Source organism: Bradyrhizobium sp. UFLA05-125 (assembly GCF_059803515.1).
This window is the reverse complement of sequence record NZ_JBANBJ010000051.1, coordinates 25,790-39,405: the sequence shown is the minus strand read 5'-3', so window position 1 is coordinate 39,405 and position 13,616 is coordinate 25,790. Positions and strand designations below refer to the sequence as shown.

Annotated in this window: 10 protein-coding genes; 5 read left to right on the top strand and 5 right to left on the bottom strand. The window is 57.1% G+C overall.

Going from position 1 to position 13,616, the window contains the following annotated elements; translation table 11 throughout:
* Nucleotides 1–195: 195 nt before the first annotated feature.
* Complete coding sequence (locus SO156_RS32245; protein ID WP_498537577.1) at nucleotides 196–1,185, top strand: nodulation protein NodZ; 990 nt, start codon at nucleotides 196–198, stop codon at nucleotides 1,183–1,185.
* A 1,844-nt stretch (nucleotides 1,186–3,029) separates the two neighbouring features.
* Nucleotides 3,030–4,847, top strand: a complete 1,818-nt coding sequence (gene nifA / locus SO156_RS32240; protein WP_498537576.1) for a nif-specific transcriptional activator NifA — start codon at nucleotides 3,030–3,032, stop codon at nucleotides 4,845–4,847.
* A gap of 165 nt (nucleotides 4,848–5,012) precedes the next feature.
* On the opposite strand, the gene SO156_RS32235 is transcribed toward nifA, so the two are convergent.
* On the bottom strand, nucleotides 5,013–5,627 hold the full coding sequence (locus tag SO156_RS32235; protein WP_498537575.1) for a VOC family protein: 615 nt from the start codon (nucleotides 5,625–5,627) through the stop codon (nucleotides 5,013–5,015).
* 377 nt (nucleotides 5,628–6,004) lie between these two features.
* On the opposite strand from SO156_RS32235, the gene SO156_RS32230 reads away from it, so the two are divergent.
* Nucleotides 6,005–6,913, top strand: a complete 909-nt coding sequence (locus SO156_RS32230; protein ID WP_498537574.1) for a LysR family transcriptional regulator — start codon at nucleotides 6,005–6,007, stop codon at nucleotides 6,911–6,913.
* Between the two features lie 269 nt (nucleotides 6,914–7,182).
* Here SO156_RS32230 and SO156_RS32225 read toward each other — a convergent pair whose 3' ends face one another.
* A complete protein-coding gene (locus SO156_RS32225) occupies nucleotides 7,183–7,428 on the bottom strand; it encodes a hypothetical protein (RefSeq protein ID WP_498537573.1) in 246 nt (81 codons plus the stop codon).
* Between the two features lie 512 nt (nucleotides 7,429–7,940).
* Here SO156_RS32225 and SO156_RS32220 point away from each other — a divergent pair.
* On the top strand, nucleotides 7,941–9,083 hold the full coding sequence (locus SO156_RS32220; protein ID WP_498537572.1) for an IS630 family transposase: 1,143 nt from the start codon (nucleotides 7,941–7,943) through the stop codon (nucleotides 9,081–9,083).
* 77 nt (nucleotides 9,084–9,160) lie between these two features.
* Entirely contained in the window at nucleotides 9,161–9,376 is a 216-nt protein-coding gene (locus tag SO156_RS32215) for a helix-turn-helix domain-containing transcriptional regulator (RefSeq protein ID WP_498537597.1), read from the top strand.
* Between the two features lie 134 nt (nucleotides 9,377–9,510).
* Here the strand turns inward: SO156_RS32215 and SO156_RS32210 are convergent, their stop codons facing one another.
* The 3 genes from SO156_RS32210 to SO156_RS32200 all read right to left on the bottom strand — a co-directional run bounded on the left by SO156_RS32210 (nucleotide 9,511) and on the right by SO156_RS32200 (nucleotide 13,515).
* Nucleotides 9,511–10,818: an MFS transporter gene (locus SO156_RS32210; protein WP_498537571.1), complete on the bottom strand. Its 1,308-nt coding sequence runs from the start codon at nucleotides 10,816–10,818 to the stop codon at nucleotides 9,511–9,513.
* A gap of 384 nt (nucleotides 10,819–11,202) precedes the next feature.
* On the bottom strand, nucleotides 11,203–12,024 hold the full coding sequence (locus tag SO156_RS32205) for a transglycosylase domain-containing protein (RefSeq protein WP_498537570.1): 822 nt from the start codon (nucleotides 12,022–12,024) through the stop codon (nucleotides 11,203–11,205).
* A 1,059-nt stretch (nucleotides 12,025–13,083) separates the two neighbouring features.
* Nucleotides 13,084–13,515 carry a LysR family transcriptional regulator gene (locus tag SO156_RS32200; protein ID WP_498537569.1) on the bottom strand — a complete coding sequence of 144 codons (432 nt, stop codon included), beginning with the start codon at nucleotides 13,513–13,515 and terminating at the stop codon, nucleotides 13,084–13,086.
* Nucleotides 13,516–13,616: the final 101 nt, after the last annotated feature.

Here is a 13,616-nt window from a genome sequence, read left to right as displayed (position 1 = left end):
ATGAGAGTTCGAGTGGGTCCGGAAGGAGGGTGTTCACCGAAGCACGAGCGCCCTGCATCGCATGGCCAGCTCGCCGAGAAGGTTCTACGAGGCGATTTGTCGGCGCCATGAACCGGATGACAGCCTCAGGCGAGACATCTCGTACAGTTGTGCTTCTCCCTGAGCCTTCAGGTATGTCGTGGCAAGGAAAATAAAATGCTGGTTGACGGGTCTAAGAAGGAAAGGTTCGTTGTTTCTCGGCGACGTACCGGTTTTGGGGATTGCCTATGGTCGTTGGCGGCCGCTTGGCAGTACGCGAAGCGGACAGGGCGTACACTGGTCATCGATTGGCGCGGCTCGTGTTATCTCGATGAACCCTTCACCAACGCCTTTGGGGTGTTCTTCCAACCGATTCAAGACATCGCTGGCGTGCGCGTGATTTGCGATGACCAAGTCAATCAACTCTCACTCCCAGGGCCGTTTTTTCCGACTTGGTGGAATCGGCCGTCCATCGATTGCATTTATCGGCCTGATGAACAAATTTTTCGAGAGCGGGATGAGCTGAGGCAGCTCTTCGACGCCCAAGATGACACTCAGGCGAATACTGTGGTGTGTGATGCTTGTTTGATGTGGGGGTGTGATCAAGACGCAGAGCGAGAAATATTTCGGGCCATAAAACTGCGGCCTGAAATTCAAGCACGGATTGACGCGACCCATCAGGAGCACTTTGAAGGTCAAAGCGTAGTAGGTGTCCATGTTCGACACGGCAATGGCGAAAATATCATGGGGCATACACCGTACTGGGTCGATCCGGAGCTTGCCTTGCGGCAGGTATGCGCTGCCATTCAAAGAGCCAAGGCGTTTCCCGACACAAATCCAGTCAAGGTGTTTTTATGTACGGATAGCCCGAAGGTGCTGGATCAGGTGTCGGCCGCGTTTCCAGACCTCGTTACCATTTCGAAGCGTTTCCAGGCGGATCAAGCAGGACCATTACACAGTGCAGAACTGGGAGCGGAGGGCGGGTTTTCTGCTCTCACGGAGATGTACCTCCTCGCTCGATGCGATACCGTAATTCGCTTTCCGCCGACAAGCGCCTTTACGCGCTATGCGCGCCTTGTAGTGCCACGCATCATTGAGTTCGAGTTGAATGATCCCGGTCGCTTGATCATAACCGAGGAGTCGCGCGAACCTCACGTCGTCGCGTAACCTGCATAATCTGCACTCGCAGATCATAAAGCCGGTTTGCATGTCCCGTGTTGTTTCGTCGCCGGATGTATTGGCGGAGCGCTTTCAAAATGCGCCGCGCCGAGTGAGGCCGACAATTTCCCGGGTAAGATGAGCCTTAACCGATTGAGGCCGCTGGCGGGCTCGTCCGGGCCTGCCGAGGCCCGTGTGCTGACAAAGCTATTCCCGCAGAGCATCAGCTAGACCAAAGCGTCCTTTAAGCATGGGACAACATCATCTTCGGGTCGACTAACAGGCGGTGCCGGTGATTGGGCAGAGTCTTGGAAGTCAATAGCCTCACTCGAGATCACAGCATTGCGCCGAAACAAACGCCACCGTCGGATCAAACCCGTCAAGAACCCTTGAATTGCAGGACCACTGAGCCGGTGAACCTGACATATGAGGCTCACGACGTCCGATTGGCTGCCGTGGTGAGGATTGCGCCGCCGCGGTAGCCAAAAGCGTATCCGAGAAATAGGCTGTCGCACTCAGGCGGCTCCGTGGTCTATTCGATCGAGGGATGGTCGATGGGAAGGGCGGCAGTCGCAGCCTGGAGCTCTCACCACGCGACGACGAGACCGGACGGTTTGTTTCCTACGCACCCAAGGCCATCGAGCCAAAATAGACGCGCCAGCGGCTGTCTCTTTGTCGGTTCGGCCGGCAAATAAGAAGCCCCCGGCGTTGAAGCGTTTCCGACAAAGAGGACACTATTGTCCTGGTTGAACTTGGGGGAAGAAGAGGTCAGCCGATAGCGCGTGTCCGTCAGGATGGCTACTGGAGATCAATAATTGACAAAGCGACATCGCTCGCGGCTGTCAGAAAGCGAACGCGCTATTGCTTTAACCCACTAAGCTGTTTGTAAGCGCGACACTGCGTCGCAATCGTTTCGGCGCCCTTCGCGTTGCGCTGGCCCAAATCCTGCACCGACGTGCGCGTGAGTGACCGCGGCAAGGACAACGGAATGAACGACGGGTTTGGTTCTCGACACGGCAGCCGACGATGCGATCCGGTATTGCATATCGTAAATGGACGTCGAGGTCCGTTTTACGCCGCAGTAACCTACTGCAGGAGGGAAGATGGAATATGCTGGTGCTGACGGGGAGCCGCGGCATGGGCCAGACCGCTAGAAGGCGCTTTTCGGGGTGGCACACCACCTTGCGCATGGCAAGCCGCCGATTGCGATCTATATCCGTAGGAAGCGGCGCCGGATAATGATGGCGAGTCGAGTTGGCCTGTCGCAGACGGCCGCCGCGCAGCATGACCGAACTTGATGAGTGTTGCCACATGCGCTTGCTGCATCGCCCAATGGTATGACCGTCTCGCCCAAGGTGCCGGATGGCACGCCGCTGCATCATCGACGACGTCAGTCGAAGCGTGGAAGGCCCGATTAATGTCTGTCAGCGGAGGCACCTGTTGGCCTGGTGGCGTTCAATCCTCTGATTCACAGATGTCGCGCTTCTAAGCAGTCCGATGTATCTGCCGGCACGCAATTGCCCGCAGGCGGCAATGTGGCTCGCTTGATCGCACTGGGTGGACACAGCTACTGCCAATAGCCGAAACGCGATGGGAGAACGAAAAGCACATTCTTTGGGCTCGAATGTCACGCTCGACCTCGTGCGATGACGTAGAACTTATGTGACAAAATCTGCACACATACGAAAGAACGCTGCTGATTGTCGGTAGATCTACGCGGGTCTTTTTCGAATGGAGCTCTTGCGCGATTTTGTGAAGGAGTGTGAATCAATGAAGGTGTATCATTTATACTCGTGCCATGAAAAAGTGTTATCTCCTGGCGCAATCAGAGTGCGCGCGAGATCGAGAGTGAGATGCAAGACAATGCTTCGAAGTGCGAACTAAGTGAAAACACGACGCGGAAGGGCGACGTCGGTGTTGTCTCGGTTCATATTGCTAGCGAATCCGAATGGCATGACCCCGGCGACGGTGCGAACCATTCGGTGGTCCTGCCATTGAACGAAATCGCGCTCAGAGGACTGTTCGAAATATCGAACATGCTCGCCAGCCCTTCGCGGCTCGAAGTCGCGCTGGCAAGTGTGATCGATTTGCTGCAGTCCTCTCTGCAGATGCGGCATGGCGTCGTCTCTCTCCTGGCAGATGATGACGTGCCGGAGATTGCGGTCGGCGCTGGCTGGAGCGAAGGAAGCGATGAGCGCTACCGGATGCGCCTGCCGCAAAAGGCGATCGAGGAGATTGTGGCAACGGGTATCCCGTTTGTCGCTGACGACGTTGCCACGCATCCAGCGTTTAGCGTAGCTGATATGGACGTGCTCGGCGCGTCCGACCACGTACGGTTATCGTTCATGGGAGTTCCCATCAGCGTCGACGGAAAAGTAGTCGGAACCCTATCCATCGAGCGTGTGCCGGACATCGATTCGATGTTCCCGCCGGATTGCGATGTCCGGTTACTCACCATGATCGCCAACCTCATTGGACAGGCGGTGAAGCTCCATCGTTTGGTGGCGCGCGACCGCAAGCGCCTCATGGCGGAGAGCTCTCGCTGGCAGAAGGAGCTCCTCGAATTCAAGCAGCCGGCGCGAGAGCGTAAGAGAGTTCACATCGATGGTATTATAGGTACCAGTCCGGCGCTGCGCGGGCTGCTTGACAAGATCGCGGTGGTAGCCAAGTCGAATGCCACGGTTCTGTTGCGAGGTGAATCGGGCACTGGCAAGGAGCTAGTGGCCAAAGCTATTCACGAGCTATCCCCGCGTGCCAAGCGGCCGTTCATCAAGATGAACTGCGCAGCGCTGCCGGAGACAGTGCTGGAATCCGAATTGTTCGGTCATGAGAAGGGAGCCTTCACCGGCGCTCTTAATTCACGCAAAGGGCGCTTTGAGCTCGCCGACAAGGGCACACTGTTTCTGGACGAGATTGGCGAAATCTCAGGCGCCTTCCAGGCAAAGCTGTTGCGGGTTCTTCAGGAGCAAGAGTTCGAGCGGGTCGGCAGCGGCCACACCATGAAAGTTGATGTTCGCGTGATTGCCGCAACCAACAAAGACCTGGAAGGGGCGGTGGCAAAAAACGAGTTTCGGGCCGATCTTTATTATCGCATTAGCGTGGTTCCATTGCTGCTGCCGGCGTTGCGCGAAAGGCGCAGCGACATTCCGCTGCTTGCCACTGAGTTTCTCAAAAGCTTCAACAGCGAGAACAGTCGAACGTTAACTTTCGATCCGAGTGCCATGGACGTGCTGATGAATTGCGGGTTTCCGGGCAATGTGCGTGAACTCGAAAACTGCGTGCAGCGGACTGCAACTCTGGCACCAGGGCCGTTCATTGTCAGGAGCGATTTTGCTTGCTGTCACGGTCAGTGCCTTTCCGCGCTGTTGTGGAAGAGCGGATTGGATGAAACGAAGCGGCGGGCCGCAGTGACCGGCGAGCTGTCGGCGAGACCAGCTATGCCAACCCCTGACATAACTGCGTCGGTTGCGGTCCTCACTCCACCCCTCGAGACGGCGCCGGCCGACGGGGCGCTCGTGAGTGGTGCGAAGCTGACGGATCGCGAGCGCCTCATTGCTGCAATGGAGAAATCCGGCTGGGTGCAGGCAAAGGCGGCACGCCTCCTCGGACTAACGCCGCGCCAAATCGGCTATGCGCTGAGAAAATATTGCATCGAAATTAAGCGCCTGTGAGCGGTTTGGACTTGGCCGATGCTGTCAGACCGCGAGCTTGCGGCCAATCGATGGAGGCGTGCGCGTCCAATAAGCAGTCAATGAGAATCGAGGACATGATCAGGCGTCCATCATCGCTTCGCTATTGATCCGAGGGCACCGGGCGCACTGAGCATACTCGTTTCCTTAGAGGGCAGAGCACGAAGAAAAACGATAACCATTGGTCGTCACCTCGGGCCGCCGAAATGAAAAGCGAAGTGTTTGAGCCCCTGCATGTGCGGGGGCGCTGCGAGGAGACGTGTGATGGTCGAGGCTGCCACCCGGCTGCAGGAACAGACCGGTGCCGGTAAAGCGGTCGGTGCAGCGGAAACCATGCCGATTTTCGTAAAATGCTTCCGCTTTCAGGACGTCGGGTACAAAGTGTGCGACGTGGGAGGATAACAGAGGCTGGTGGCAAAACGCCAAGGCTATTGATCGGCCGGAATATGTACGTCCCCGGAGCGTTCGGGAATTCGCCCTGAAGTACGATTTCCCGTCTGACCGAAACCTGAAGCCGATCGCAAAATTTGCGTCGTCGATCGATTCGATGGATCCGTCATCGAGATAGTGAACATCGCGGTCGCGGCGCAATTCTGCGGCAATTGCGTCTAGCGTTGCCGTCTTGGCCACGCCCATCACCGTCTTTCGGAGTCGGCAACCCAGGCTCGGCGGCGCGGGCAGTCGCAAATCGCTCTCGTGAGCAATCACCACGGACGTGCCGTCAATGGCCTCAAAGCGTCCACCGCGTTCTGAGCCTTGCATCGGCTTCAATCCGTAGTCTGTGAGAAACCGGGCGGCGTCCGCTATTCGTCGACGCCGAAATGAGGCTGTCCAATCCGACGATTTTCATTGTACGTGTCTCCAGGCAGTGTCTGTTTCACGCAATGAGACTGCCAACGGTCTCGGCGACTCACTTTGCGATGCAATGCGTTGGTGCCGTCATCGTGGCTCGAGCGCCACTCTCGCGCCCGTTGGGATTTTCAACGCGCGTTTCCGGCCGCTGTGCGGAAACTGTTTGTCCACTTGGAAGTCACCGCATTGTCCTCGACCACCGCGAAGCGTCTCGTCCACCGTTTTAGAAATCCATTGTGGAAATTTCTTACGTTGATAGAGCTAACTGGCTGTGCAGGAAGGAATGGATGCGTTTCAATAACAAGCTTGACCTTAATCTTCTCGTCGCGCTGGATCACCTGCTTCACTTACGCAATGTGAGCGCGGCCGCGGCACGAATGAACATGACCCAATCCGCCATGAGCAGCGCGCTCCAGCGTCTGCGTGATTACTTTGAAGACGAACTTCTAGCCAAAGTGGGCCGCAAGATGGAACTCACACCACGAGCCGCATCGCTCAAGGAATCAGTGAGAGATCTGCTTGTTCGGATCGAAGGAACGGTCGCGACAAGCTCGCGTTTTGACCCTTCGCAGTCGGAACGCTGCTTCACTATCCTGGCTTCCGAGTATACTCTCGCGACGATCGCACCAGCCTTACTTCGACGTTGCGAACGAATCGCACCAGACGTGAAGTTCAACCTTGTGAGCGAGGACGCCGAACCGGAGCGGCTGCTCGAACAGGGAGCGGTCGATCTACTCTTCATTCCGAACGAGTTCTGCTTGAAGCGTCACCCCTCGGAAATAGTCCTGCAAGACGAGTTCTGCGCTGTCGCGTGGAACAAGGGACGCTACGCGATCGGCAAACTTTCCAGGAAAGAATTCTTGGCGGCGCCCCATGTTGTGATGCGAGGCGCCGAAGACGATCGGTCACTCGAAACGTCCCTTGCGACGGGGCCCGGCGTACAACGCAGGATAGACGTCACCACCTATAGCTTCAGTGCGATGCCCGGGCTGGTCGCTGGTACCAATCGCATTGCGACAACGCGCCGGCGCCTCGCAAAAGAGGTAGTTGGCCGGCTACCGATCAGGATCGTCGAGCTTCCGTTCCAGCTTCCGCCCATGCAGCTATCCGTGCAGTGGCACAGGTACAGATCGAATGACACGGGCTTGATCTGGCTTCTCGAGATGATTAGGGCAACGGCAAAGGAGTTAGGCTGAGCCCCACATGCGAGTGCGCGACACGTCCAGAACGACCACACAGGTTTTTGGTCGCGGCGGGGGAATGTTTTGCTATTTGTTCGGCCGATCGCGACATAAAGCTTTCGTGCCGCCGTAGCCGGGGCTTGATGAAGAGCCTCCTCTCGGAGGATTAAATCGGCCAGCTGAAGCCGTTGTCGTTGAGGGATGAGACAGTCCGGAGTGTAGAGCGCAGCCAACGCAGGGCGCCTGATCAGCGCCCATGGAACCGCGCAGGGTTGAGGGAGAGACTATAATCCTGGCCGCCGTCCTAGTTCGGTACGTAGATTCCCAATAGCGTTGTTGGCCAGATGAAGTACGTTCTTCTCACCTGTTCTCAATGAGCGTTCCAAATGGACTCGCAGCCGAGCGCGCAGCAGCGCCTCCGCATTATGGGTCAGGAGTGGATCTTTCTCTACGAAACGCCATGACTTCTCAAAGGCCACGCGTACCAGAGTTTCAAAGGTTTGCTCCTGCTTAGGGGAAGCATGATCCATGGATAGAGACTCCAACAAAATATCCTTTTCAGCAACGACTCGCCGCTGGTCAGAAATGGTAGCTCGAAAAGCTGGCGCTTAAGCGGGGCGGGGCCTGCCCAGTCCTCATTCAGCTCGTAGAACGCATGTCGATTGCTGTCGGGTCTATACAGGCGTTTGTTGAAGCGATGATGACCGCCACTGTGCAAAACTCCTTCAGACTTCCCTGAGTTCGGTATTCTAGTAGATTTGAGGACAATTGTTTGTTCAATTATCCCGACGCGGGACGGCCGCTGGCATCGCCCATCGATAGGCGAATACGTTAGACCTGTGCGGAGCTAGGAGGTCCACGAGCCAAGCAAATGGTGAAGCAGGTTTGATAAGCGCCCTAAGGCAACCAAGCTCAACGTTCAGGACCACCGGCGGATCAGTAGGCCGCCTATCTAGACGACCGATTCCAAGAAGCCTGCGGTGGAACGGATTGAGTGTTGGCGGATTCCTCGGTTGCGGTTGACGCAACGAGGAGCGAGGTCATGGCAGGATGGCGGCAGGCGGTCGAATTGGCGATGACCAGCGATGAGATCGGAGCATTGACGACGGTTTCGCGGTCGAGAACCGAGCCAGCGAGCCGGGTCTCGCGGGCGCAGATGCTGCTGGCCTACCGGGACAATCCGTCGTTTTGTGCCGTGGGGCGCAAACTTGGGGTCCATCACCAGACCGTCGAGCGCTGTGTCGAACGGGCGCTGGCCCACGGGGTGCTGGCAGCCCTTGATGATCGGCCGCGGCCGGGCAAGGAGCCCACGATCACGCCGGAGGCCAAGGCCTGGCTGGTGTCGCTGGCGTGCGACAAGGCCAAGGATCACGGCTATCCGCATGAATTGTGGACGACACGATTGCTGGCACGCCATGTGCGCGAGCACGGACCGGCGGCTGGGCACAAGTGTCTGGCCAATTTGGTCCAGGGCACGGTGTGCAAGATTCTCGGCAAAGAGGAAATCAAGCCGCACAAGGTGCGTTACTATCTGGAGAACCGCGACGCCGAATTCGAACAGAAGATGGCCGAGGTTCTGTGTGTCTATCGTGAAGTCGAGGTTCTGAAAAAAGCCTCTGCCAGATCGAAGAGGGGCAAGCCGGTGGCAATCGTCTCCTGTGATGAAAAGCCGGGAATCCAGGCTATCGCAACGACGGCGCCGGATTTGCCGCCCGAGCCTGGCGTCCACGCCACCTTTGCGCGAGATCATGAGTATAAACGTCATGGCACGCTCAGTCTGTTGGCCGGGATCGATCTGTTGACCGGCAAGGTTCATGCGCTTGCGAGAGATCGCCATCGCAGCCGAGAGTTCATCGAATTCCTCAAGCTGCTCGATGCCGCTTATCCGAGGGGCACCGCAATCAAGCTGATCCTCGACAATCATTCCGCGCATATATCGAGAGAAACCACAGCCTGGCTCAACGCCCAACCCGTAGGACGCTTCGAACTCACCTTCACCCCCAAGCACGGCTCGTGGCTTAACCTGATCGAGGGCTTCTTCTCCAAGTTTGCCCGCTCGGTGTTGCGCCATATCCGGGTGACATCAAAACACGAGCTGAAGCAGCGCATCATGGCCGGCATCGACGAAGTGAACCGCCATCCGGTCATCCATACTTGGTCCTACAAACTCGCCGAGGCCGGCTGATATGATTCGAACCAAGGAAACGCTCGACTAGAAGCAGCGCTTGAGAACGAAGACCCTTCGTTCATTGCTGCAGCTATCTGAGATTAGCCAAGGCTCGGGGAGTTTCGAAATTCGCCCGCAAGACAGGACTAAGCCGCGAAGCGATCTACGAAACGTTTCGCGTGGTCCGCAATCCAACGCTCGATGAACTGAGCAAGGCGACGGACGCTCTAGGCTACAAGCTAACTCTTGTGCCGAGAGAGCGGATCGCTGGCTCAGCTGGTCACCCGAGCGGCCAGCGCGCGCTAGCATAGGTGGATCGCCGATAAGCGAACGCCATCGGTTCACGGGGAGCTGGCCGGCGACGATGGTGGAGCCGCGCCCAGCGCAAGCCCCCGAGCTGCGACTTTGTTCGACCACTTCGAGATCTAGCTCACGATTGGCGCGCTCAGGCTGCGACAGCTTTGCCACTCTCGACGGCTTGAGGGGTGCCTGGGTAGGCGGTAAGTGTTGCGATGATGCCGAGTACGGCTGCGAACATTAGCCAGAATCCGGGCGAAGCCCGATCACTTGTCTGATCTATCAGCCAAGTCGAGGCGAACGGCGTAAAGGTACCAAACAGCGCGGCCGCCAGTGAAAAGGCCAACGAGAAGCATGTGGTGCGCACGTGCGCCGGCACGATCTCCACTAAGCACCCCAGCATGGCGCCGCTATAGGTGCCGAAGTAGAATGAGAACATCATTTCCACCGCAAGCATCTTGCCGAAGTTCGGCTCGTTCACCAGCCAATATAGGGCTGGATAGGTGGTTAGTAATGCCAGGATGGCTATGGTCAGGAGAACAGGTTTGCGGCCGATCCGGTCGGATACAGCGCCGCCAACCGGATTCCAAATGAAGTTGGTCACAGCGACGAGGGTGGTAACCAACAGCACTTCCCGTGAAGAGAGTTTTAGCACGTTCTTGCCGAATGTTGGTGTGTAAACGGTAACGAAGTAAAACGTTGTGGTCGTGAGGATCGCAATCATCATGCCAAGGACGACAATACGCGCGTTTGCGACTGCCGAGGCAAAGACCTGGCGAGCAGTGGGATGTGTCTTCATGGCCAGAAAGTCCGGCGTTTCTTCGAGCGTTCGGCGCAGCAAGAAGATCAGCGGAATAATGAAGCAGCCGACAAAGAAGGGAATGCGCCAACCCCAAACAAGAACGGTATCAGGTGGCATCATCTCGCTAAGGATGTAGCCGAGGTTCGCTGCGACGAAAATCGCGACCTGCTGGCTTGAGGACTGGAGTGAGGTGTAAAAGCCGCGATTATTCGGAGTCGAGATCTCCGATAGGTAGACCGAAACGCCACCGACTTCTACGCCAGCTGAAAAACCCTGTAGGAGGCGTCCAAGCAGCACGATTACGGGAGCGGCAATACCGATGGTCGCATAGGTCGGACAGAATGCGATGACCACCGTCCCGATCGCCATGATGGAGAGCGTGACGATGAGACCCTGGCGACGGCCAATCCGATCAATATAAGCGCCGAGCACGATAGCGCCGATCGGGCGCATTAATGCGCCCAGCCAGAACACACCAAAGGTGTTGAGCAGCGAAGCGGCTTCATCATCCGATGGGAAGAATGCCTTCGCAATGGCGTTGGCATAGAAACCGAACAGGAAGAAGTCGAACTGCTCGAGAAAATTTCCGCTTGTGGCACGCAGAATCGCACCAACCCGTGATTTCGATCCGTGTGGGACAGTTGAGTACGACATATCGGCGTTTCCCCGTTGGCCATTGTGGAATAACGCATTCCAGTCCGGCTGTGATTCGCTATCGGAAGGTGTGGCCGACAAATTCTGAAAGCGCCTTAGATCATCGGCATATTTTCGGCGACAGTTCACAGAAGTAAAAGTTTCGGTACGTTCTTAATAAGAGAAGTGGGGCGCTGCGTGACAGTGTTTAAGCGCCGTGTAGAAGTCGCCACTAGCCGGCAGCGCAAAATCGAATGTCAAGAGACGCTCACTCCGCAATGAGCTCAGACGAAATGCTCGCCGAGCACACAAGCTCGGCTGGAGTTTTGCGACAGAACGCCAGATGACGGCCAGTGGCGACGCATGATGTCAAATACCGGTCTGAACAACGGTGGGAAAGCTGCGTTAATTCGGTGAAGTCGTCATACCTCGCGCGACTGCTCTGGCTGCATCGGACCGTGCTCTCAGCACTTGGTCTTCAGTCATAAACCCGGCTTCGACCAGGTTGTCCAGGACCACGTTGGCGCGAGCACGCGCTGTGGTCAGGTCGATGTGAGGGGCATAACCTGTCGGCGCCTTGATCAGGCCGACCAGCATAGCAGCTTCCGCGAGCGTCACATCGCGGGCCGGTTTATTGAAGTAGAATCGCGCGGCTGCATCGACGCCGAGGGAGTCGCCGCCCATATTGACACTGTTTAGGTAAAGTCTCAGGATTTCATCTTTGGTCAGATGCCATTCGAGCCAGACGGCAAGGAATACTTCCTTGATGTTGAGTCCGATGCTGCGCTCGGTGTTCGAAAGCAAAGTCCGGGCGAGTTGCTGAGTGATCGAGGAGCCATCCTGGTGATTGTTTGCTCTTGCCAGGAGAGCGTGGAGAGCACCGGGGAAATCGATGCCGAAATGGTCGTAGAAGTGGCGGTCCTCGGTTGCGAGCGTTACCTTGATCAGAGCATCGGGAAAATCCTCAAGCGGGGTCGAAACACCACGGTCAACCGGCCTGCCACCAATCGGATCGCCGAACTGATCAAACAGACACGCCGCGACGTTGCAAGCCTTCAGCCAATCCTCTTGCAAGGGAGCGCGAATGGTGGGAACCGCAAACGCCAACAACAGGATCAGTCCGCCAAAAACCAGAGTCAGAGTTTCGGAAAAGGGCTCGAGAAGCAGCCAGCGCTGCCGTCGGCCGAGAGAGATGCGGTCTAATAGTCGCGAGTAACGGCCATACAATGTCCGCAACTCCCTTGCGTAGAATACTAGGGCGGAACCGGAAGACAGCTGAGGGGCCGACAAGGAGTGCCGGAGCGTGGTCCACCGTTTCGGCGGAATAGTCTGACTCACGTGGATCTTTCAGTTCTTGCTATGTGCGTGGGGCCGCGCGAGGAGGACGCTGCGGCCGAGTGCGTGTCTCAATTTCAGCTCACGGGTCCGCCTAGGATTGCGGAAGCCAAACGAAATGACTGGAGTTCGTCTTTGGAAAAGTCGGACAGTCCAAATTGATCCATCCTGGTCACAAGAACGACGGATCGCCGGTGCTCACCTGAAAGTCGCTCGAGCTGCAGTTTCTTCGAGCGCCGCATCTTGCGAGGCGTATCGAAACAAATGACGTTCTGACCAGGCATCGATGCTCCCGCTGTCTGATGTGGAGTCTGCTCTCTAAATCGGCGAGCAGATTCGGCCGCTCACATAGAGGGCAAGTGTGGCGTCTTCGCGCGGTCGCTGAAGCGAAAAATCGGCAACAGCTGACATCTTTCGCAAGTGCGTCAACTTTCGCCCGGAAATTTCGGCGAGAACGGTCGTTACCGCCGGCTGCAGTCGATCTGGTCCGTGAGCTTAATGATTTTTCGTTGGCAGATTCGAAATGGCCCCGAGCGGAAACCAGCTCCCTTAAGTCTGTGCTCGCTACCCCGCGCGTAGCCGCGATTGCCCACGCATTGAGGCGGAATTCTAGGACTTGGCGGCTTTGCCGCGCCCCCAAAAATGGGCAGTGCCGCCAGACAAGGGCGGCTCGTCTGCTCGGCTTGGCCGCGCCAGGCCGGTCAAGTGTTGAAAAATTACGGCCTTGAGATCGAGCCCGCCAGAGGTGATGACATTCTTCGCTCGAAAGAAAGGCCAGGCGGTTCGCTGGCGCCGAAGGGTCTCCCTGTCATGGAGACGCCATCCATGACGGTGTGTCTCGGTGAGATTGATCCGAAAGCCTCTCTCGCCGATCTTCTCCATCGCCGAAACCGGACATGCGTAAGGCGCGTCGCGAAGTGATCGTCATGTCTGGATTTTTGCGCCGGGAATTTAGGACGTCGCGGTGCCGGCCTGTGCGTGCTGAAGTTTAGCAAGATCGTCGTCGTGATCGAGCGTATCGCCCTTGGCGCAAACGTTGAAGGAGGCAGTATTGATCTTCCCCAGCGCTTCTCGAACATCGCGCGCATACGCCTCGCCGGCAGCGGTCAGGCGGATCGTGTGGCCCACGCGCGCAAAAAGTGCGATCTCGAGCTGCTCCTCCAAGCTCTTGATGTGCCGGCTGACCGCACTCTGGGTGAGGCTGAGCTCGCGAGCTGCTAGGGTCACGCTGCCTGTTCTGGCCGCGGCGTCAAAAGCTGCAAGCCTTGCGGTGGACGGAAGAAACCGGCGGGATGTTGGCATTTTTGCTCCAAACGAGGATAGTCGTTTAGCAACGATGATTGCGTTGAAAAGGCGGCGGTGTACACCTAAGGAGGTGTCCATCCTCCACCGATTGTTCGATTCAATTCGCTAGCCCGGTACTCGTCGAAATTGCCTCGACGGTTGGGAAACGAGCTACGCCGGATGAATACCGCGCAAAACGA